A 19,226-nucleotide genomic window follows, 5' to 3' on the forward strand; every position below is an offset into this window, starting at 1 on the left:
GGACCAGTTACTGCGCCGATCGGCAAAAGAGAGGTAGCGCGTCAGCAGCGCCTGGACGCAATCCGAGAACTGGCGAGGACCATGACCTACAAGCAGGCCATGGCCCATACAGGCCTTTCCCAGTCTGCCCTTGTGCGAGCTGCATCGCAGGGCGGTTTCAAGTTCCAGCGCGACCCGAATTACGGAATGACCAACCTGGGCAAGAAGCTCAGCGACCCCGCTGAAGACAGATCGAAAGCCGAAAAGATCATCGCCTATCGCAACGTAGGTATGTCCAGGGCCGATGTTGTTCGAGAGCTGCAGATTTCCTTCAAGCAGCTAGGACGGCTACTGCGGGAGTTCGATATCGATTTCCCGACCATCGCCGAGAAGCGAGCGACAAAGAAAGCATGAAACGCATCACCGCGCGCGTCCGGCACGGCCGGCGCCAGCAGCACATCAACTTGCCGCCCAGCGGCTTGGGAGGTATCAGCAATGGCGAAGACGCCAACCCAGCGCAAGCAAGAACAGCGCGAGCGGGACAAGCTGACGAAGGAAGAGCGCGAAGCCCTTTTGCTGTCACGCCGCATTGTCACGGACCTCTATCACAACACTGACAACGCGCTTAAACGCTCAATGGCCCGTGCCGGGATCGAGGAAGAGCAGGACCTGATTTCGCGCCTCATCCACGGCGCCGATCGCCTCACAGACAAGCAGCTCGAAAGGCTGATTCGCACAACGTGACATGTCGCCGTGACAGGCGATCCAGACTAAACAGACACATTGCCACCATGCCGCACGCCGGCCACGGAGAATCCCCCATGCCCATTCGCCACGCAGTGATGCACTTTATCGACAAGAAGCCGGACGGCAGTCCAGCGGTGCTGCACATGGCAAACGCCAGCCTGCCGGAAAGCGACGCCATCGAAAACTTGGTCCACGATGTCAACGACGGCTACAACGCCAAGACCGGCAAGGCCTGGGGCTTTTTCCACGGCGAATCCGGCGCCTTCCCGCTCAGCGGGTGGCTGGCGAAGGTCGTCAGCGGAGATATGCAGTTCATCGACTTCACGCGTACCGCGGTTGAGCACCTGACGCGTCTCATGGAGGAGTCAAACCTGGCCGTCGGCGGCCATGTTCTGTTCGCGCTGTACCAGCAAGGCATGACCGACTACCTGACCATCGCAATCCTGCGCCAGGCTGAGACGATCTCGGTTGCGGATGACCTCACCGTGTCCGTGTCGCGCCACCTGGACACCAGCGCCCTTCACTTCGCGGCCAGGATCAACCTCAGCGAGTGGAAGCACAACCCAGCCTCGCGCCAGTACATCTCGTTCATCAAGAGCAAGAACGGCCGCAAGGCTTCCGACTATTTCCGCGACTTCATCGGCTGCCAGGAAGGTATCGACAGCCCCGGCGAGACACGCACGCTGCTCAAGGCCTTCGCCGACTTCGTGAAGGCCGAGGATCTGGCAGACGACACCGCCAGCGAGAAGAGCCACAACCTGGTGGCCTACGCACAGGCACAAGGAAAGATCGGCGAGCCTATCAGCCTGGACGAACTATCCGAGTTGATGAACGAGGACAGCCCCAAGACTTTCGCCGACTTTATCAGGGCAGGGGAATACGGGATGTCCGAGAGCTTCGCAGCCGACAAGCGCACCCTCAACCAGTACCGGCGCTACACCGGGCGCGCCGAAGGCATGTCGATCAGCTTCGAAGCTCACCTGCTCGGCAAGCGCGTCGAGTTCGATCAAGACAGCGCCAGCCTCACCATCAAGAACCTGCCGACGCAGCTGATGAATCAGCTGAAACGCGCTGCCGCTGCCTGATCAAGGAGCTATCCATGAGCAACTTCAACTGCGCCTACGTGCGTGATCACTATGGCGTTCCGGCCGAAGTTGGGCGCCGCGTCATCGCCAACGGGGAGCCTGGCGTGATCATGGCCGATCGCGGGCACTACATCGGCATCATCCTCGACAGCGACCCGAAGAAGCGAATCCGAAACTACCACCCCACCTGGGAAATGCAGTACGGCGAGATGGCTGAACAGCTTCCTCTCAAGCAGTGGGAGGTGCTCACCAACGGCATGTACGACTGGGATGACGTGCGTTACATGCTGGGCGATGCCCGCCACTACGTGCGTCGCATTTGGGCAACCACTCGTAGCCAGGCCAAGTACCGGGCCTATCAAGAATTGGCAGAGTGCTTCAACGACGACGCCACCGCCATGCTGACCTTCAAGGTTCGCGCCGCAGCCTGACCCTCCAAGGCTGCCCGCCAGCCTCAGTCGACTGAGCGAGCATCCACACAGGACGTCACGCATTCGACGATCGCCGTGAAGCTGCCAGTGAAGCTGTGCCGCAGCTCTCGCGGCATGTCGTAGGAAAAGTGGATCAGCCAGGATCCGTCGCCCAACAGCACAGCGTCCTGACGATACTTATCGACCTGGTCCTCATCAATACCGAGAACTGCTGCGACTTCCTGATTTGTTGGCTCGCGGTCCATCGGGGATTCAACTCGCTGGTCTGGAATCACAACCAATAGACCAAACGACATCAAATTGCCACTAATAAACGCCTCCCCGGCGAGGGCGGCGCCTGCACGCAAGGACCACAACATGACCTGTATGACCTCCCTCGCCCTGCCCTTCGAAAAGGAGCTGGTCGTCGATCTCTTCGCCGGTGGTGGCGGCGCCAGCAGCGGAATTGCCGAGGCGTACCGCGAACCGGATGTGGCGGTAAACCACAACCCAATCGCCCTAGCTGTGCACCGCGCGAACCACCAGCAGACCGAGCACTACGTTGCAGACGTGTTCGAAGTCGATCCCATCCTGGCAACGAAGGGGCAGCCGGTCGGCATCTTGTGGGCTTCGCCCGACTGCCGGCACCACAGCAAGGCCAAGGGTGGCAAACCGCGCAACCGCAAGATTCGCGGCCTGGCTTGGGTGATCATCCGCTGGGCCTACCAGACCAGCCCGCGCCTGATCTTCCTCGAAAACGTTGAGGAGTTCGCCGACTGGGGACCGCTCGACGATGAAGGTCGTCCGATCAAGGCAGATAAAGGCCGCACGTTCCAGGCCTTCGTGAACGTTCTGGGCAACGGCATTCCAGAGGACCACCCGGACCTGCCGGAGATCCTGGCCGAGATCGGCGACCACGTACCCAAGGAAGCGCTGGTGCGCGGCCTGCGTTACAACTTCGAGCACCAAGTGCGGGTCGCTGCCGATCAGGGCGCCCCAACCATCCGCAAGCGCCTATACGGCATCGCCCGGCGCGATGGAAAACCAATCGTCTGGCCGGCGCCGACGCATCACAAGAATCCTGGCAAGGGCCAGAAAGCCTGGCGGTCCGCCGCCGAATGCATTGACTGGGACCTGCAGGGCCGCACGATCTTCCGCGACGATGCCCTGGTGGAGAACACGATGAACCGCATCGCCAAAGGCCTGTGGCGGCACACCCTCGCCAGCAACGCCCCCTTCATAGTCCCGCTGCGCGGCACTTCGAAGTCGCACACCAGCACGCACAGCGTCGCTGATCCGGTGTCCACCATCAGCGGCGGAGGCACCCACCACGCCCTGGTTCAGCCAACAATGGCCGTGGCCGGCTGCCTCACAGAGCACGCCAACGGATCGACGCAGCGAACCTTCGACGCCGAAGAGCCGCTTCGGACGCAAGTGGCCCAGGTCAAAGGTGGACACTTCGCGCTGATCACCGCCAACTTGGTCACCCTGCGCAGCGGCTGCGTCGGTTCCCCGATGGCCAACCCGGTCGGCTGCATAACCCAGAGCGGCGGGCATCACGCCATAGCGTCAGCCCACCTTGAGCAGGCGAACGGAGGGTTCTACAAGGGCGATGGCCGCAGCGCAGCCGACCCGTTCTCGACGATCTTGGGCAAGGGCTCCAACCAGCGCCTGGTCACGGCATACCTGGTCAAGTACTACGGCGCCGAGAAAGACGGCATCTCAATGCGGGAGCCGATGCACACCATCCCATCGAAGGATCGGATGGCAGTCGTGCAGGTCGTCCAGTTGAACAGCCACACGCTTACTGACGAGCAACTGGCCGGCGCCCGCAAGTGCGCAGCCTTCATGCGCAAGTACCTACCCCAGCACTTCACCGAGCACGCCGACGTTGTGATGGTTGGCGATTACGTGATGGTCGATATCACCCTGCGCATGCTTAAGCCGCACGAACTGAAGCGCGCTCAAGGTTTCCGGGCCGACTACATCATCGACCGCGGGCTATTCCTCGATGAGGAAACCGGCCAGCTGTACTGGAAGCCAATCTCCGGCGCCGACCAGGTGAAGCTACTGGGAAACAGCGTTTGCAAAGACGAAGCCCGAGCACTGGTTGCTGCGAACGCCTCCGACCTCATTGAACTCTACCAACGCCTTGCAGCTTGATCAGGTCAACCAGAACGGTGCGCGCTCCAACGCCTCATCTTTTGATGATGCAACGAACGGCGGTGAGATGTTGTACTCACGCTCAGACAGCTTCCAATTCCGGCGCTCAACCTTGCATTGCTCATTGGTAAATGGGCCGTACACGAGAACGTTGCCTCCATCCTTCAGCCTAGTTGCATACCAGTATCCGCTCATAAAGCCTCCCATGATTAGTCAGAGCGGAGGTTATGCAATCGACGACGAAATAGGTATCCCCATGCCCACAGAAAACCGATCCAGCAACACCGAGATGGTCAGCGAGCCCTTCCAGCGAGAAGAGCGCTATGTCGTCATCAAGGTCAGCAAGATGCATCCTCACCCGGCCTTCCGGGCAAAGCACCTCAGCGCGCTTAAGCGTGAGCATGAAGATGCCTTGGTCGATTGCGTGGTGGTAGAGCGCGACTGGCCAGAATACGAGCCAACCTGGGCGGCCATCGAGGCGCGCGTCACCGGGCAGCCAGCCCCGCAGCCCCACCCCGAGCCTATAGCCTGGATGGTTGGTACTGCCTTCTGGTGGACCAAAGAAGAGGCAGAGCGGGATGCGGCGGAGACTGGGCTGCCGATTGTTGGGCTGGGCCCGATGACCAATGCCGCAGAGGTCGAGCGGCTGCGAGAGGCCCTGAAGTTCTACGCTGACCGGGACCACTTCGCGGAGGACATTGGCAGCGACTGGGACAGCGTGAGCGGAGAACCCGCCAATGTCCTGTGGCACGAGAATGAGGCCTGGTTCGTCGAAGACGGCTCTATCGCTCGCGCCGCCCTGGAGCGCAGGCCTGAAAAAAAGTCGTTTTAACCCGCCTCCTCTGGCTCTCGCTCCAGCAGCCAGAGAGCACTTTCGATCTCCGCAATTGCGCCAGGCACCAGCTCGGCATTTACCCATTGCCAGGACGTGTTGCCTATGAGCCCGCCAATGGCCTGGCGGCGCAGTTCACCGATGTCGATGCCCTGCTGCTCCGCTGCTGCAAAGACCGCCGCCAGCGCTTGCTCCAAATGCATAACCCTTTCTGTGGTCATGGCTGCTCTCCAGTTTGGGAGCTGAGTTTAGGCCTCTACCGATGACCCGTATGTGAAAAACGCACAAGAGCACACTTGTACTCTATTGATGTAGCCCGTCACTCCTCTACTTCGAGCAGGCTGAGAGCTTTTCCGTTACAGCTCCCCCCTCAGTGGCGATCTGACGAGCACGCCCAACGCCCCAGGCCAAAGCTCTGGTCATCGACTCACCTGGTCTTGAGTCAAACGCCTCTTCATGAAGAGCACTTCCAGCCGGCGCGTAGACGCCGATGAACATCTGGGTAGTGCCTGTGCGGGACAATCTGACCTGAACATCAACCATGGTGCCGTCGTCGAGAATTTCGTCATGGGTACGATGGTGAAGCGTTGGGTCGGCCCAGTCCCAATATGCCGGTCCTCGAATTCTCATAATTCCTCCGTTCCAGCTGTTCTGCTTTAGGTCGTGAAAAACAACATAGCGAACCTAACCATAGAGACAACTAAAACGACCGAAACTGAGAACTCGTTCCGACAATTGGCCAAAAACTATACATATTTACGATTTTGTATAATTTTTCGCCGAAGTTCTTACACGTCATCCCGGATAGTCACGGCAAAATCGATCCACTCTTGAAACGCCTTACGCTGAGCTTCGAGATCCTCCTCCCAGCAAATTTTACCCCCGTGGCTGTAGGCCACTCGATTCATCAATGCAGCAGTCGATTTATCGAGCTCCTTCAGCAATTGATAAGCACGATATCTCTGGTCGGCGTTCAGCATCTTGTTTTCTCTCGCGGCGCTCGCAGCCCACTCTCTGTTGAGCAGGGCTTGCTGGCCGTCTGCTATCTAGACCCCTCAGTAACCAATTTTATTCCCAGCACACGCTGAAATCAGCAGCGTAAGGAGAAGTCATGCCTGAAGAAATCAAGCTAATCCAACGTGTGGCCGTCGACCGAGGCAAAGACAGCCAGGCGGCGCAGCCATGACCCGCCTCGCCCTCTGCCTCCTGCTGCTGGCCACCGGCGCCAGCGCAGCGCCTTTACCGTATGGGGTTCGCGTCTTCCATGACGATGAGCGCGGTGCCACCTGCTGGATCTATCAGGCCGGAAGTGGCGCAGGCATAAGCTGCATCCCCGACAGCCAGCTGCAGGCCGGCAACCAGCGCGAGCTCTCCCCGCACGAAACACAACCCGAACCTACACCCGCACTGGCGCCTGGGCGCTGGATTGATGAGAGGTATCAGCTGTGAAAGACGCATCCGCACTAGGCCGCGACATGTGGATCATGCTCCGGCCAACCTTCGACGATGTGGCAGCGGCTAACGGATTCGACGGGCCAATCGAAAAAGGGCAGCTCTGGGCCGGGTTCATGGCGGCGGCGAATGGTGCGATGTATGCACAGTTGGGCGCCGTCAACGCTCGCATCATCAACGATGCAATCCGCGATGCTGTTACGGACGTAGCCAGGAGCAAAATTCAGGTGGTGAAGCCATGACCGACATGATCGAAGTGAAGACGGCCGACCTAGTCGGCGAGCAGCTGGCCTGGGCCGTCGGCAAGGCAGAAGGCCTGGACGTTCGCCTTGCACCACCCATCTACGGAAACCCGTGGCGGGTGTTCGTCCGCTACACCGGCGAGGTCACCATCCGCGATGTGCGGTATGACCCGCACGAGAACTGGTCCTTGGCCGGCGCCTTGATACGCAAGCACAACATCAGCCTCCACGCCCCTCAGCACGGCTCGGACTGTTGGGCAGCGTGGAGAACGATCGATGATAAGGACGTGCTCATGGGCGGGACCACTGAAACCATAGCGGCCTGCGGGGTGGTGGTTGCGTTGAAGCTCGGCGATACCGTCCAGGTGCCGAAGGAGCTTTGCCCGTGAAGACTGAAGACCTGGTGAGACTCTACATCCTTGGCCAGATAGCTGGAGGAGCTACGGCCTTTCTGACCCTGATCGGACTGGTTGCCTGGGCATACTTCGGAGGAAGCAATCGATGATCCTGCCCCTGATGTGCATGGCCTACCTGATCTACAGGGGGCCGCGATGAGCCGGTTCGTTGCCGTCGTGCACGGCTGGCACGTAGAGAGCAAAGGCTTCGATGTCCATGAGCTGGCCGCCAGAACAGCCCAAGGCGCCGATGACGAAGCATGTCTACTCGCAGCACGCCGTGACGCTACGTTTGACCGCACAGCCTATGTGGTGGTCGAGATCGATGACCGCGAGCATCTACCCCGGCGCCTGACCTGGCGAGAACGGCTCACTGGCCGAATCAAGTAACCCCTCCCCCTACAACTCAAGCCCGCCGACGATACCCGGCGATGAACAACGCAAGCCCAGGCACCAGCAAACCGACAGCGGTATAGCCGAAAGCAGCCTGCCCAGATGCACCTACTGCTGCAAATGCAGCACCCACCGCTATCAGCGGCGCCGCGACTAGGTAAAACGGTTTGGCTGTCTTGCCCATATCGAACCTCCTGTTTGATCAACCCTTTTATCACATGGGCCCGCCGACATGCGCGGGCGAGGACTCCCTATGTCTGCAACAGAACGATTCCACCACACCGCGAACGACTGCCTGGAGCGCCTGGCAGCCGATCTCTGGCCGGAAGCCAAGCTGGCTCTGGTCATCTACACCCCTGAAAAACCTGAGCTCGATATCGTGCTCAAGGACAGCGGTCTCAACGTCGACGAAGTGGTTAGCACCTTACGCCGACGCGGTGGCCTGAGCCTGGATGGCGAGAACATCTACAAGCGCCTGCTGTGCGACGCGATCATCGGGGCCATGGCTTTAGGCAAGCAAAACAGCAACCCGCCGCCTGCTGATCACTGGGGTCAGGAGTTTTGGGCTATCGGCCGGGCCGAGGGAGCGCTGCAGGAAGAACTGGTTCAGGCCCTCCGCCTGGCTCGCAAAGAGCTGGACGCCTGCCAGAGGGTGATCCACTACGCCGGCGGCTTCGATCCCGCTTACGTCGATGATGCCCAGGCCGCGATCAAGATCACCGACGCAGTGTTGGCCAAGACCCCAGCCTGACCACCAACCTGCCGCCACCGGCGGCGTGGAGACCATGTCCCCCAACCGAGGCGACGGCACGGGCCGGCGCAGTCGGTTACCAGTTCTAGGCCTGAGGAGGCTATATGGCACAGTTAGATGGAATTGATCGCCTGCTTCGCCTGCCCGATGTACTCCGCATCACGGGCATGGGACGCAACACCGTGTACACACGAATTAAGGAAGGAACGTTTCCAAAACAGGTTAAGATAGGACCCAAATCGGTCGCCTGGCGGCAGTCAGACATCAACCAATGGATGGCTTCACTCAACCCCAGCGACGACCAATCAGTACATTGAGCAGTACACTGAAACGTCAGATTCCGCTCAAGCCCATACCCCATCAGCTTTACAGGTCCACCAGTGGAAATTTTCAAGGAATTCACATTCGAATCGGCCCACCGCCTGCCCCACGTCCCTGAAGGGCACAAATGCGGCCGTTTGCATGGCCACTCGTTCAAGGTCGGCCTGCACCTGACCGGCCCGCTCGACCCGCACACGGGCTGGATCCGCGACTTCGCCGAGGTCAAGGCGATCTTCAAGCCGATCTATGATCAGCTGGACCACAACTACCTGAACGACATCCCCGGCCTGGAAAACCCCACCAGCGAAGTGATCGCCAAGTGGATCTGGGACCAGGTCAAGCCGCTGATGCCGGAGCTGTCGAAGGTGCGTATTCATGAAACCTGCACCAGCGGCTGCGAATACAGCGGCGATTGATTGGCGCTGCGCCAACCGAGCATGGGTCAAGGATTGGCAAAGAGCGGGCGAGGGTGAGGAGGCACGCAAGGGTTCAACACCTGCAGGCTGAACTGGCCACGCTCGCCTCGACGGTTGTTAAGGTATGCAACCCGCTCGACCCTTCGCCTCACTTGCCGACCGTCCGGGCTATAAAGCTTCATGTTCAAGAACAATTGCCCTTCTTGCAACCGCTGCGGATTCAGGCCAGGGATGTGCCACAGTGGCGTTCGTCGCGCGGCGGTCAGCTTGTACAGTACCGTATCCAGATCGATAGGCGGGTCGACGGGTAGCACCACGGATGCCCCGAAGGGGTCGCGCAACGCCAGACTGGCCGAGTCGTCCTTGAGCACACCGGCATCCGAACCCGCAGGGTAAAAGCCCAGGTACCCGTTGCGACTGACGTCGAGCCAGTATTCCAGTGAAGGCCAGCGGTTCACGTTATTGCCCTCATATGCAGGGCGGATCTCGTAAACGAAGCCTGTTGCAAGTCGATAGACACCAAACCAGAAACTGTCACAAAACACACGCTGACGACCCTCGCCCGCCCACAGCGAGTCAATCAGGAAGGATTGCAACATTACTTCGCCGTAGTCCAGGCTGGTCATCAGCCAACCATCGTCACCGTTCCAATCATCGAATTCGACCCAGAACGGCCGGGTGATTTCATCATCGTGAAACTGGGCAGCACGCAACGGTGCATCCAGCAATTGCCAGCGGCATGTCGCGGTAAAACTCAGCAGCCGTTCAAAATACAGATCCGCCATCATCGGTACTCCATACGCTCGATAAAAAAGCACAATGGCGCCTTTTCAAAGCATGGAGCAGAAAGAAGGCTTACCTCAGTTCGGCACGCAGGAAGGCAGGGGCTATGTAGCGCTGGTAATGCGCCTCGGACAACAGGAAGAATTCGCGGTCGATGGCGTCGCGCAACTGCGGCAGATCCCAGTCGCGGAATTCAGGCATCAAGGCCATCCCATAGGCCTCCAGGTCGCGGATCATCCGCGCCCCGCGGGCAATCAGCTGATACGCCCAGCAGTATTCCGATTGCTGCTCGACAAAACGGATCGAACGCTGCTGCAGTTGCTGGCGCAGCAAGCCTTTGTCGAACACTTCCAGCTTGGCCATCATCACCTGCGCCAGAAGCTGCTCCAGACGCAGCCACACGGCGCGTTTCTGCGCCTCGTCATAGCCATTCCAGTGGATCACTTCATGGTGGAAACGCTTGCAGCCACGGCATACCGTGTCTCCATACACCGTGGAGCAAAGGCCGACGCATGGGGTTTTGATGGATTGGTTGGACATGGAAAAACAACAGCTTGGCGATGGAACACAGGCCCATGTTAGCCCTTTGTCTAACCAGGGTCACTCGTTAAAGTCATGAACACCGCCTTACCTTCAGGCTTTTTTTACCGTAGAATCACCCGGCCTTTTCAAAGGCAACAATGTCCGTTGGAAGCTGTTTTCAAAGCGTCACGAGCACAGTTGATCCGGTAGAACGGCGTTGGCCCGGGCCATGCATCCCTCGCATGCCCGCGCCAGCCCTCATCAGTCCCGTTCTGCAGGCGTAAAACTTTGAAAGCAGCTTCTGTAAGGATTCCTTGCGACCCTGGTTGGGCGGCCCACAAAGCCGCAGCAGCGCATGGGTGCACTGAATGCTGGATAAGCGTCCCGGACCCCCTTTAGGGACCACTGATGAGGGAAATAACTGTGCTTGAAGCCTACCGCAAACACATCGAAGAGCGCGCCGCCCTGGGTATCGTTCCCCAGCCGCTGAACGCCGAACAAACTGCAGGCCTGGTCGAGCTGCTGAAAAACCCGCCGGCCGGCGAAGAAGCCTTCCTCGTAGACCTGATCACCAACCGCGTACCGCCAGGGGTCGACGAAGCTGCCTACGTCAAGGCCGCTTTCCTCTCCGCCGTCGCCAAGGGCGAAGCCAAGTCGCCACTGATCGACCGCAAGCACGCCACCGAACTGCTGGGCACCATGCAGGGCGGCTACAACATCGAAACGCTGGTCGCACTGCTGGATGACGCCGAACTGGGCGCCGTCGCGGCCGAACAGCTCAAGCACACCCTGCTGATGTTCGATGCCTTCCACGACGTGGCCGAAAAAGCCAAGGCCGGCAACACGCACGCCAAGGCCGTCCTGGAATCCTGGGCTGCCGGCGAGTGGTTCACCTCGCGCCCGGCCATCGCCGACAAGTACACCCTGACCGTGTTCAAGGTGCCTGGCGAAACCAACACCGACGACCTGTCGCCTGCCCCGGACGCCTGGTCGCGCCCTGACATTCCGCTGCACGCCCTGGCCATGCTGAAAATGCCCCGCGACGGCATCGAGCCGCAGCAGCCTGGTTCGGTCGGCCCGCTGGCCCAGATCGAAGCCGTCAAGGCCAAGGGCTTCCCGGTTGCCTATGTCGGCGACGTGGTCGGTACCGGTTCCTCGCGTAAATCCGCTACCAACTCGGTACTGTGGTTCTTCGGCGACGACATCCCTTACGTGCCGAACAAGCGCGCCGGTGGCTTCTGCTTCGGCACCAAGATCGCCCCGATCTTCTACAACACCATGGAAGACGCCGGCGCCCTGCCGATCGAATTCGACTGCACCAACCTGGGCATGGGCGACGTCATCGACGTTTACCCATACAAAGGTGAAGTACGCCGTCACGACAGCGACGAGCTGGTCACCACCTTCGAGCTGAAAACCGAAGTGCTGCTGGATGAAGTCCGCGCTGGCGGCCGTATCCCGCTGATCGTCGGCCGCGGCCTGACCGAAAAAGCCCGCGCCGAGCTGGGCCTGGGTGCTTCCGACCTGTTCAAGAAACCAGAGCAGCCTGCCGATTCCGGCAAGGGCTTCACCCTGGCGCAGAAAATGGTCGGCCGTGCCTGTGGCCTGCCAGAAGGCCAGGGCGTGCGCCCAGGCGCCTACTGCGAGCCAAAAATGACCACCGTCGGCTCCCAGGACACCACGGGCCCGATGACGCGCGACGAGCTGAAAGACCTGGCATGCCTGGGCTTCTCTGCTGACCTGGTCATGCAGTCGTTCTGCCACACCGCGGCCTATCCGAAGCCGATCGACGTCACCACCCACCACACCCTGCCAGACTTCATCCGCACCCGTGGCGGCGTGTCGCTGCGCCCGGGCGATGGCATCATCCACAGCTGGCTGAACCGCATGCTGATGCCTGACACCGTAGGTACCGGTGGCGACTCGCACACCCGCTTCCCGATCGGCATCTCGTTCCCGGCCGGTTCCGGCCTGGTGGCCTTCGCTGCCGCCACCGGCGTCATGCCACTGGACATGCCAGAATCGATCCTGGTGCGCTTCAAGGGCAAACTGCAGCCAGGCATCACCCTGCGTGACCTGGTTCATGCCATCCCTTACTACGCCATCCAGAAGGGCCTGCTGACCGTCGAGAAGAAAGGCAAGAAAAACGCCTTCTCCGGCCGCATCCTGGAAATCGAAGGCCTGGACGAACTGACCGTCGAGCAAGCCTTCGAGCTGTCCGACGCCTCGGCCGAGCGTTCCGCTGCCGGTTGCACCATCAAGCTGCCGGAAAAGGCCATCGCCGAGTACCTGCAGTCCAACATCACCCTGCTGCGCTGGATGATCGGCGAAGGCTACGGCGATGCCCGCACCCTGGAGCGCCGTGCCCAGGCCATGGAAGCCTGGCTGGCCAAGCCTGAGCTGCTGTCGGCCGACGCCGATGCCGAATACGCCGAAATCATCGAAATCGACCTGGCCGACGTCAAGGAGCCTGTGCTCTGCGCGCCGAACGACCCGGACGATGCCCGCCTGCTGTCCTCGGTACAAGGCGAGAAGATCGACGAAGTGTTCATCGGTTCGTGCATGACCAACATCGGTCACTTCCGCGCTGCCGGCAAGCTGCTGGAGAAGGTCAAGGGTGGCATTCCGACCCGTCTGTGGCTGGCTCCGCCAACCAAGATGGACGCTCACCAGCTGACCGAAGAAGGCTACTACGGCATCTACGGCAAGGCCGGTGCACGCATGGAAATGCCAGGCTGCTCGCTGTGCATGGGCAACCAGGCACGTGTGCAGACCGGTTCGACCGTGGTCTCCACCTCGACCCGTAACTTCCCGAACCGTCTGGGCGACGCAACCAACGTGTACCTGGCATCGGCCGAGCTGGCCGCTGTCGCTTCGATCATTGGCAAACTGCCGACCGTCGAAGAGTACATGCAGTACGCGAAAGACATCGACAGCATGGCTGCCGACGTTTACCGCTACCTGAGCTTCGACCAGATCGCCGAGTTCCGCGAAGCGGCAGCCAACGCCAAGATCCCGGTGGTTCAGGCGTAAGCTGAGTTACACGCTGTAAACAAAGCCCCGGCAGCGATGCCGGGGCTTTGTTGTTTTGACCTGTGCCGGCCGCTTCATATCACAAACAAGTCCACAAACCTGTGCACAGCCGTGCCTTCCAGCTTCTGCTGGTCCTTGCACAGTTCGAAAACCTGCTGACACCGCTGCCGGGCAAAGCGGGTTGCCAGGTTGGCCCTGAACTTGGCCTCCAGCAACGGTATCCCCTCCCCGCGCCGCCGACGATGCCCGATCGGGTACTCCACCACCACTTGCTCGGTGCTGCTGCCATCCTTGAAGAACACCTGCAGCGCGTTGGCGATCGAACGCTTGTCCGGCTCCAGGTACTCGCGACTGAAGCGCGGGTCTTCCACCACCTCCATCTTCTCGCGCAGGCGGTCGATACTGGGGTGGTTGGCATGGAAGGCGTCCTCATAATGCTCGGCCACCAAATGGCCAAAGATCAGCGGCACGGCCACCATGTACTGCAGACAGTGGTCACGGTCGGCGGCATTGGCCAGCGGGCCGCTCTTGGAGATGATGCGGATCGCCGACTCCTGGGTGGTGATGACGATGCGGTCGACTTCATGCAGGCGGTTACGCACAAGTGGATGCAGAATCACTGCTGCCTCACAGGCGGTCTGGGCGTGGAACTCGGCAGGGAAACTGACCTTGAACAGCACATTTTCCATCACATAGCTGCCCAACGCCTGGGGCAGGCGCAGTTCGTACTGCCCGGCGGGCTTGAGCGCCAGGTCTTTGTTGGTATGGCTGAACGAAACATCGTAGAACCCCCACTGCGACGCCGTGAGCACGCCCGGCACGCCCATTTCCCCACGCAAGGCGATGTCGGCCAGGCGCACACCTCGGCTGGAGGCGTCACCCGCAGCCCAGGACTTGCGCGAACCGGCGTTGGGCGCATGGCGATAGGTGCGAAGGGCCTGGCCGTCGACGAAGGCGTGGGACAAGGCCGAGAGCATCTGCTCACGATTGGCCCCCATCAGCCTGGCGCACACGGCGGTCGAGGCGACCTTCACCAGAATCACGTGATCGAGGCCGACACGGTTGAAGGCGTTTTCCAGCGCCAGCACGCCCTGGATCTCATGCGCCATGACCATGGCCTCCAGCACATCACGCATCAGCAGTGGCTCTTCACCCGCGGCAACCCGTTTCTGTGACAGGTGGTCAGCCACTGCAAGGATGCCGCCAAGGTTGTCCGAGGGATGAGCCCATTCGGCGGCCAGCCAGGTGTCGTTGTAGTCCAGCCAGCGCACCGTGCAGCCAATGTCCCAGGCGGCCTTGACCGGGTCGAGGCGATAGGAGGTACCGGGGACGCGAGCACCATTCGGGACCAGCGTGCCTTCCACCTGGGGGCCAAGGAGCTTGGTGCACTCAGGGAAGCGCAAGGCGAGAAGGCCGCAACCGAGGGTGTCCATCAGGCAGTTGCGCGCGGTGTCCAGGGCCTCGCGGGATTCGACCCGGTAGCCGAGGGCGTAATCGGCCAGGGTTTGTAGCACCCGGTCGTAATCCGGGCGGTCGTTGAGGTCTACGTTGGCGCTCATATCCAGCTCCCTTCAGAATTGCCGGGGCTGCTGCGCAGCCCTTCGCGGGCTTGCCCGCTCCCACAGATTGACCACGGCATTCAGAACCTGTGGTTACCCTGTGGGAACGGGCAAGCCCGCGAAGGGCCGCTTGGCGGCCCCAACGAACTAAAGCCGAGCGCCAGTGGTGCGTTAGAAGCTGTCGCCAGGCACGCGAACCCAGCCCTCCATCAGCACGCGAGCACTACGGCTCATGATTGCCTTGGTTACCGTCCACTCACCATTCACCTGGCGTGCCTCGGCCCCGACCCGCAGGGTGCCCGAAGGATGACCGAAACGCACAGCGCTGCGCTCGCCTCCGCCAGCGGCGAGGTTGACCAGCGTGCCCGGAATGGCCGCCGCAGTGCCAATTGCCACCGCAGCCGTACCCATCATGGCATGGTGCAGCTTGCCCATCGACAAGGCCCGCACCAGCAGGTCGATCTCACCGGCCTGCACCGCCTTGCCACTGGAGGCAGTGTAGGTGCTCGGCGGCGCGACGAACGCCACTTTCGGCGTGTGCTGACGCCCGGCAGCCTGGTCGACGTTGTCGATAAGCCCCATGCGCACAGCGCCGTAGGCGCGAATGGTCTCGAAGCGCAGCAGCGCCTGCGGATCGCCGTTGATGGCGTCCTGCAGTTCGGTACCGGTGTAGCCGATATCGGCAGCATTGACAAAAATGGTCGGGATACCGGCATTGATCAAGGTCGCCTTGAACGTACCGACCCCCGGCACTTCCAGGTCATCGACCAGATTGCCAGTGGGGAACATGGCACCGCCACCGCCGTCTTCATCGGCTGCAGGGTCAAGAAACTCCAGCTGCACCTCGGCCGCCGGGAAGGTGACTCCGTCCAGCTCAAAGTCGCCGGTTTCCTGCACTTCACCTTCAGTGATCGGAACGTGGGCGATGATGGTCTTGCCGATATTCGCCTGCCAGATACGCACGGTGGCGATACCGTTGCGCGGAATACGCGCCGGGTCGACCAGGCCACTGCTGATGGCAAACGAACCGACCGCAGCGGACAGGTTGCCGCAGTTGCCGCTCCAGTCGACGAAGGCCTTGTCGATGCTGACCTGGCCGAACAGGTAGTCGACATCGTGCTCGGGCTTGATGCTTTGCGACAGGATGACGGTCTTGCTGGTGCTCGACGTGGCGCCGCCCATGCCGTCGATCTGCTTGCCGTAAGGGTCGGGGCTGCCGATTACCCGCAGCAGCAGTGCGTCGCGAGCGGGGCCTGGAATTTGCGCCTGCTCGGGCAGGTCTTGCAGGCGGAAGAACACGCCTTTGCTGGTGCCGCCGCGGATGTAGGTGGCGGGGATTTTGATCTGGGGTACATGTGCCATTTTCTTGGGCATCCTGATAGTCCGGTGAAATACCCTGGGGCTGCCTTGCAGCCCTTTCGCGACACAAGGCCGCTCCCACAGGTAGTGCGCCGCCCCTTGTGGGAGCGGCCTTGTGTCGCGAAAGGGCCGCAAAGCGGCCCCCGATTCATGCTCAGGCGGTCGCTTCGAGGAAGTCCTGGGCAAAGCGCTGCAGCACCCCGCCCGCTTCGTAGATCGACACTTCCTCGGCGGTGTCCAGACGGCAGGTCACCGGTACTTCCAGGCGCTCACCATTGGCACGGGTAACCACCAGGGTCAGGGTCGCCCGTGGCGTACGCGCCCCCAGCACGTCATAGGTTTCGCTGCCATCCAGGCCCAGGGTCTTGCGGTCGGTGCCCGGCTTGAACTCCAGCGGCAGCACGCCCATGCCTACCAGGTTGGTGCGGTGAATACGCTCGAAGCCTTCGGCGACAATTGCCTCGACACCCGCCAGGCGCACGCCCTTGGCCGCCCAGTCGCGCGACGAGCCCTGGCCGTAGTCGGCACCCGCAACGATGATCAGCGGCTGCTTGCGCTGCATGTAGGTCTCGATCGCCTCCCACATGCGGGTAACCTTGCCTTCCGGCTCGATACGCGCCAGCGAGCCCTGCTTCACGCTGCCATCGTCGTTGCGCACCATTTCGTTGAACAGTTTTGGGTTGGCGAAGGTGGCGCGCTGGGCGGTCAGGTGGTCGCCACGGTGGGTGGCGTAGGAGTTGAAGTCTTCTTCCGGCAGGCCCATTTTCGCCAGGTACTCACCCGCAGCGCTGTCGAGCATGATCGCGTTGGACGGCGACAGGTGGTCGGTGGTGATGTTGTCCGGCAGCACCGCCAGGGGACGCATGCCGCGCAGGGTGCGCTCGCCGGCCAGGGCCCCTTCCCAGTAGGGAGGGCGGCGGATGTAGGTGCTCATCGGGCGCCAATCATACAGCGGCGCAACTTTTGGCCCGCGGTCTTCCTCGATGGCGAACATCGGGATGTAGACCTTGCGGAACTGCTCCGGCTTGACCGCAGCACGCACCACCGCATCGATTTCTTCGTCGCTGGGCCAGATGTCCTTGAGGCGGATTTCCTTGCCGTCGACCACGCCCAGCACATCCTTCTCGATGTCGAAACGAATGGTACCGGCAATGGCATAGGCCACCACCAGCGGTGGCGAGGCTAGGAAGGCCTGCTTGGCGTACGGGTGGATACGCCCGTCGAAGTTGCGGTTACCCGACAACACGGCAGTGGCGTACAGGTCGCGGTCGATGATTTCTTGCTGGATCACCGGGTCCAGGGCGCCGGACATACCGTTGCAGGTGGTGCAGGCGAAGGCGACGATGCCAAAGCCCAGTTGCTCCAGCTCCTTCTCCAGCCCTGCTTCCTCCAGGTACAGCTGCACGGCCTTGGAGCCAGGTGCCAGCGACGACTTGACCCATGGCTTGCGGGTCAGGCCCAGCTTGTTGGCATTGCGCGCAATCAGGCCTGCGGCAATCACGTTGCGCGGGTTGCTGGTGTTGGTGCAACTGGTGATGGCAGCGATGATCACCGCGCCGTCCGGCATCTGCCCCGGCACTTCTTCCCAGCTGCCGGCGATGCCTTTGGCCGCCAGGTCGCTGGTGGCGACGCGAGCATGCGGGTTGGACGGGCCGGCCATGTTGCGTACCACGCTCGACAGGTCGAAGCTCAGGGTACGCTCGTAGACCGCGCCGCCCAGGCTGTCAGCCCACAGGCCGGTGGCCTTGGCGTAGGTTTCCACAAGCTTGACCTGCTGCTCTTCACGGCCGGTCAGGCGCAGGTAGTCGATGGTCTGCTGGTCGATGGCGAACATCGCCGCCGTGGCGCCGTATTCCGGGGCCATGTTGGAAATGGTGGCGCGGTCGCCCAAGGTCAGGGCGCGAGCACCCTCGCCATGGAACTCCAGGTAAGCGCCGACCACTTTCTGCTTGCGCAGGAATTCGGTCAAGGCCAGTACCAGGTCGGTGGCGGTGATGTTCGGGGCCAGTTTGCCAGTCAGCTCGACGCCGACGATTTCCGGCAGGCGCATCCAGGAGGCGCGGCCGAGCATCACGTTTTCGGCTTCCAGGCCGCCTACGCCGATGGCGATCACACCCAGTGCATCGACATGCGGCGTGTGGCTGTCGGTGCCGACGCAGGTGTCCGGGTAGGCGACGCCGTGGTCGCTGTGGACCACCGGCGACATCTTCTCCAGGTTGATCTGGTGCATGATGCCGTTGCCCGGCTGGATCACGTCGACGTTCTTGAACGCCTTCTTGGTCCAGTTGATGAAGTGGAAGCGGTCTTCATTGCGGCGATCTTCGATGGCGCGGTTCTTTTCGAAGGCCTGCGGGTCGAAACCACCGCACTCGACGGCCAGCGAGTGGTCGACGATCAGTTGCACCGGCACCACCGGGTTGACCTGGGCCGGGTCGCCGCCTTTGTCGGCAATGGCGTCACGCAGGCCGGCAAGGTCCACCAGCGCAGTCTGGCCAAGGATGTCATGGCACACCACGCGGGCCGGGAACCACGGGAAGTCGAGGTCGCGCTTGCGCTCGATCAGCTGGCTCAGCGAGGCATCGAGCGTAGCAGGGTCGCAGCGGCGCACCAGGTTCTCGGCGAGCACGCGGGACGTGTATGGCAAGCCGTCGTAGGCGCCGGGCTTGATCGCCTCGACCGCCGCGCGGGCATCGAAGTAGTCCAGGTCGGTGCCTGGCAGGTGCTTGCGGTATGCAGTGTTCATCATGGAATCAGGCTCGGTCACAGGATTCGGAAGGTTTCACC

24 protein-coding genes are annotated in these 19,226 nt (G+C 61.4%); 14 read left to right on the top strand and 10 right to left on the bottom strand.

The genetic code is table 11. The annotated features are described in order from the left end of the window. The first annotated feature begins 81 nt into the window (after window positions 1-81). The 4 genes from I8746_RS05445 to I8746_RS05460 all read left to right on the top strand — a co-directional run bounded on the left by I8746_RS05445 (window position 82) and on the right by I8746_RS05460 (window position 2,242). Window positions 82-393 carry a hypothetical protein gene (locus tag I8746_RS05445; RefSeq protein WP_221100273.1) on the top strand — a complete coding sequence of 104 codons (312 nt, stop codon included), beginning with the start codon at window positions 82-84 and terminating at the stop codon, window positions 391-393. Between the two features lie 81 nt (window positions 394-474). Then, complete coding sequence (locus I8746_RS05450; protein ID WP_008099698.1) at window positions 475-723, top strand: hypothetical protein; 249 nt, start codon at window positions 475-477, stop codon at window positions 721-723. Window positions 724-800: 77 nt separating this feature from the next. Beyond that, complete coding sequence (gene yejK, locus I8746_RS05455; RefSeq protein ID WP_221100274.1) at window positions 801-1,811, top strand: nucleoid-associated protein YejK; 1,011 nt, start codon at window positions 801-803, stop codon at window positions 1,809-1,811. A 14-nt stretch (window positions 1,812-1,825) separates the two neighbouring features. Beyond that, a complete protein-coding gene (locus tag I8746_RS05460; RefSeq protein WP_221100275.1) occupies window positions 1,826-2,242 on the top strand; it encodes a hypothetical protein in 417 nt (138 codons plus the stop codon). Window positions 2,243-2,265: 23 nt separating this feature from the next. Here I8746_RS05460 and I8746_RS05465 read toward each other — a convergent pair whose 3' ends face one another. Further along, window positions 2,266-2,601, bottom strand: coding sequence for a hypothetical protein (locus tag I8746_RS05465; protein WP_259674067.1), 336 nt, complete (start codon window positions 2,599-2,601; stop codon window positions 2,266-2,268). On the opposite strand from I8746_RS05465, the gene I8746_RS05470 reads away from it, so the two are divergent. Together I8746_RS05470 and I8746_RS27080 are read left to right on the top strand one after the other, a co-directional pair. Then, a complete protein-coding gene (locus tag I8746_RS05470; RefSeq protein WP_221100276.1) occupies window positions 2,600-4,384 on the top strand; it encodes a DNA cytosine methyltransferase in 1,785 nt (594 codons plus the stop codon). The genes I8746_RS05465 and I8746_RS05470 overlap by 2 nt on opposite strands. 256 nt (window positions 4,385-4,640) lie before the next feature. Continuing rightward, a complete protein-coding gene (locus tag I8746_RS27080) occupies window positions 4,641-5,216 on the top strand; it encodes a hypothetical protein (protein WP_259674068.1) in 576 nt (191 codons plus the stop codon). On the opposite strand, the gene I8746_RS05480 is transcribed toward I8746_RS27080, so the two are convergent. The 3 genes from I8746_RS05480 to I8746_RS05485 all read right to left on the bottom strand — a co-directional run bounded on the left by I8746_RS05480 (window position 5,213) and on the right by I8746_RS05485 (window position 6,196). Further along, window positions 5,213-5,437: a hypothetical protein gene (locus I8746_RS05480; RefSeq protein ID WP_053867818.1), complete on the bottom strand. Its 225-nt coding sequence runs from the start codon at window positions 5,435-5,437 to the stop codon at window positions 5,213-5,215. The two genes, I8746_RS27080 and I8746_RS05480, sit on opposite strands and share 4 nt — an antisense overlap. A gap of 106 nt (window positions 5,438-5,543) precedes the next feature. After that, window positions 5,544-5,846: a hypothetical protein gene (locus I8746_RS27085; protein ID WP_129932758.1), complete on the bottom strand. Its 303-nt coding sequence runs from the start codon at window positions 5,844-5,846 to the stop codon at window positions 5,544-5,546. Window positions 5,847-6,004: 158 nt separating this feature from the next. Further along, complete coding sequence (locus I8746_RS05485) at window positions 6,005-6,196, bottom strand: hypothetical protein (protein ID WP_114942608.1); 192 nt, start codon at window positions 6,194-6,196, stop codon at window positions 6,005-6,007. A gap of 202 nt (window positions 6,197-6,398) precedes the next feature. Between I8746_RS05485 and I8746_RS05490 the strand changes: the two genes are divergently transcribed. From I8746_RS05490 to I8746_RS05505, 4 genes are all read left to right on the top strand, one after another. Next, window positions 6,399-6,665, top strand: a complete 267-nt coding sequence (locus I8746_RS05490) for a hypothetical protein (protein ID WP_221100277.1) — start codon at window positions 6,399-6,401, stop codon at window positions 6,663-6,665. Next, entirely contained in the window at window positions 6,662-6,910 is a 249-nt protein-coding gene (locus tag I8746_RS05495; RefSeq protein WP_221100278.1) for a hypothetical protein, read from the top strand. The genes I8746_RS05490 and I8746_RS05495 overlap by 4 nt, the downstream gene beginning before the upstream one ends. Beyond that, window positions 6,907-7,299 (top strand): phage protein NinX family protein, encoded by a 393-nt coding sequence (locus tag I8746_RS05500; RefSeq protein WP_221100279.1) that lies wholly within the window; start codon window positions 6,907-6,909, stop codon window positions 7,297-7,299. The genes I8746_RS05495 and I8746_RS05500 overlap by 4 nt, the downstream gene beginning before the upstream one ends. 162 nt (window positions 7,300-7,461) lie before the next feature. Further along, window positions 7,462-7,695, top strand: coding sequence for a hypothetical protein (locus I8746_RS05505; RefSeq protein ID WP_108191408.1), 234 nt, complete (start codon window positions 7,462-7,464; stop codon window positions 7,693-7,695). A 16-nt stretch (window positions 7,696-7,711) separates the two neighbouring features. Here I8746_RS05505 and I8746_RS05510 read toward each other — a convergent pair whose 3' ends face one another. Beyond that, complete coding sequence (locus I8746_RS05510; protein ID WP_178095682.1) at window positions 7,712-7,882, bottom strand: hypothetical protein; 171 nt, start codon at window positions 7,880-7,882, stop codon at window positions 7,712-7,714. A 69-nt stretch (window positions 7,883-7,951) separates the two neighbouring features. Between I8746_RS05510 and I8746_RS05515 the strand changes: the two genes are divergently transcribed. The 3 genes from I8746_RS05515 (at window position 7,952) to queD (ending at window position 9,186) form a co-directional block, all read left to right on the top strand. After that, window positions 7,952-8,449 (top strand): hypothetical protein, encoded by a 498-nt coding sequence (locus tag I8746_RS05515; protein WP_054830921.1) that lies wholly within the window; start codon window positions 7,952-7,954, stop codon window positions 8,447-8,449. 104 nt (window positions 8,450-8,553) lie between these two features. Further along, window positions 8,554-8,766 carry an AlpA family transcriptional regulator gene (locus tag I8746_RS05520; protein WP_012053046.1) on the top strand — a complete coding sequence of 71 codons (213 nt, stop codon included), beginning with the start codon at window positions 8,554-8,556 and terminating at the stop codon, window positions 8,764-8,766. A gap of 63 nt (window positions 8,767-8,829) precedes the next feature. After that, complete coding sequence (queD, locus tag I8746_RS05525; RefSeq protein ID WP_012053047.1) at window positions 8,830-9,186, top strand: 6-carboxytetrahydropterin synthase QueD; 357 nt, start codon at window positions 8,830-8,832, stop codon at window positions 9,184-9,186. Between the two features lie 26 nt (window positions 9,187-9,212). Here the strand turns inward: queD and I8746_RS05530 are convergent, their stop codons facing one another. Next, window positions 9,213-9,974, bottom strand: coding sequence for a hypothetical protein (locus I8746_RS05530; protein ID WP_014753823.1), 762 nt, complete (start codon window positions 9,972-9,974; stop codon window positions 9,213-9,215). Between the two features lie 67 nt (window positions 9,975-10,041). Beyond that, on the bottom strand, window positions 10,042-10,509 hold the full coding sequence (locus I8746_RS05535) for a DUF1289 domain-containing protein (RefSeq protein WP_161773445.1): 468 nt from the start codon (window positions 10,507-10,509) through the stop codon (window positions 10,042-10,044). Window positions 10,510-10,914: 405 nt separating this feature from the next. On the opposite strand from I8746_RS05535, the gene acnB reads away from it, so the two are divergent. After that, window positions 10,915-13,524: a bifunctional aconitate hydratase 2/2-methylisocitrate dehydratase gene (gene acnB, locus I8746_RS05540; RefSeq protein WP_221100294.1), complete on the top strand. Its 2,610-nt coding sequence runs from the start codon at window positions 10,915-10,917 to the stop codon at window positions 13,522-13,524. A 74-nt stretch (window positions 13,525-13,598) separates the two neighbouring features. Here acnB and prpD read toward each other — a convergent pair whose 3' ends face one another. The 3 genes from prpD to acnD form a co-directional block, all read right to left on the bottom strand. Further along, a complete protein-coding gene (prpD, locus tag I8746_RS05545; RefSeq protein WP_014753825.1) occupies window positions 13,599-15,083 on the bottom strand; it encodes a 2-methylcitrate dehydratase in 1,485 nt (494 codons plus the stop codon). Between the two features lie 171 nt (window positions 15,084-15,254). Beyond that, on the bottom strand, window positions 15,255-16,445 hold the full coding sequence (prpF, locus tag I8746_RS05550; RefSeq protein ID WP_017147771.1) for a 2-methylaconitate cis-trans isomerase PrpF: 1,191 nt from the start codon (window positions 16,443-16,445) through the stop codon (window positions 15,255-15,257). Between the two features lie 151 nt (window positions 16,446-16,596). Then, the gene (gene acnD, locus I8746_RS05555) at window positions 16,597-19,185 is read right to left on the bottom strand and encodes a Fe/S-dependent 2-methylisocitrate dehydratase AcnD (RefSeq protein WP_017147772.1); all 2,589 of its coding nucleotides are present in this window, start codon (window positions 19,183-19,185) and stop codon (window positions 16,597-16,599) included. Between the last annotated feature and the right edge of the window lie 41 nt (window positions 19,186-19,226).

Origin of the sequence: Pseudomonas sp. USTB-Z (assembly GCF_019691255.1) — a bacterium.
Classification (GTDB): Bacteria; Pseudomonadota; Gammaproteobacteria; order Pseudomonadales; family Pseudomonadaceae; genus Aquipseudomonas; species Aquipseudomonas alloputida.

Excerpts from the sequence above, each read along its gene's own strand:
- I8746_RS05445 (WP_221100273.1), top strand. The coding sequence starts at position 82 with ATGACCTACAAGCAGGCCATGGCCCATACAGGCCTTTCCCAGTCTGCC.
- I8746_RS05470 (WP_221100276.1), top strand. The coding sequence starts at position 2,600 with ATGACCTGTATGACCTCCCTCGCCCTGCCCTTCGAAAAGGAGCTGGTC.
- I8746_RS05515 (WP_054830921.1), top strand. The coding sequence starts at position 7,952 with ATGTCTGCAACAGAACGATTCCACCACACCGCGAACGACTGCCTGGAG.
- I8746_RS05505 (WP_108191408.1), top strand. The coding sequence starts at position 7,462 with ATGAGCCGGTTCGTTGCCGTCGTGCACGGCTGGCACGTAGAGAGCAAA.
- I8746_RS05490 (WP_221100277.1), top strand. The coding sequence starts at position 6,399 with ATGACCCGCCTCGCCCTCTGCCTCCTGCTGCTGGCCACCGGCGCCAGC.
- prpD (WP_014753825.1), bottom strand. The coding sequence starts at position 15,083 with ATGAGCGCCAACGTAGACCTCAACGACCGCCCGGATTACGACCGGGTG.
- yejK (WP_221100274.1), top strand. The coding sequence starts at position 801 with ATGCCCATTCGCCACGCAGTGATGCACTTTATCGACAAGAAGCCGGAC.
- I8746_RS05535 (WP_161773445.1), bottom strand. The coding sequence starts at position 10,509 with ATGTCCAACCAATCCATCAAAACCCCATGCGTCGGCCTTTGCTCCACG.
- I8746_RS05480 (WP_053867818.1), bottom strand. The coding sequence starts at position 5,437 with ATGACCACAGAAAGGGTTATGCATTTGGAGCAAGCGCTGGCGGCGGTC.
- I8746_RS05460 (WP_221100275.1), top strand. The coding sequence starts at position 1,826 with ATGAGCAACTTCAACTGCGCCTACGTGCGTGATCACTATGGCGTTCCG.
- acnD (WP_017147772.1), bottom strand. The coding sequence starts at position 19,185 with ATGAACACTGCATACCGCAAGCACCTGCCAGGCACCGACCTGGACTAC.
- I8746_RS05465 (WP_259674067.1), bottom strand. The coding sequence starts at position 2,601 with ATGTTGTGGTCCTTGCGTGCAGGCGCCGCCCTCGCCGGGGAGGCGTTT.
- I8746_RS05520 (WP_012053046.1), top strand. The coding sequence starts at position 8,554 with ATGGCACAGTTAGATGGAATTGATCGCCTGCTTCGCCTGCCCGATGTA.
- I8746_RS05500 (WP_221100279.1), top strand. The coding sequence starts at position 6,907 with ATGACCGACATGATCGAAGTGAAGACGGCCGACCTAGTCGGCGAGCAG.
- prpF (WP_017147771.1), bottom strand. The coding sequence starts at position 16,445 with ATGGCACATGTACCCCAGATCAAAATCCCCGCCACCTACATCCGCGGC.
- I8746_RS27085 (WP_129932758.1), bottom strand. The coding sequence starts at position 5,846 with ATGAGAATTCGAGGACCGGCATATTGGGACTGGGCCGACCCAACGCTT.
- I8746_RS05485 (WP_114942608.1), bottom strand. The coding sequence starts at position 6,196 with ATGCTGAACGCCGACCAGAGATATCGTGCTTATCAATTGCTGAAGGAG.
- I8746_RS05510 (WP_178095682.1), bottom strand. The coding sequence starts at position 7,882 with ATGGGCAAGACAGCCAAACCGTTTTACCTAGTCGCGGCGCCGCTGATA.
- I8746_RS05530 (WP_014753823.1), bottom strand. The coding sequence starts at position 9,974 with ATGATGGCGGATCTGTATTTTGAACGGCTGCTGAGTTTTACCGCGACA.
- I8746_RS27080 (WP_259674068.1), top strand. The coding sequence starts at position 4,641 with ATGCCCACAGAAAACCGATCCAGCAACACCGAGATGGTCAGCGAGCCC.
- I8746_RS05450 (WP_008099698.1), top strand. The coding sequence starts at position 475 with ATGGCGAAGACGCCAACCCAGCGCAAGCAAGAACAGCGCGAGCGGGAC.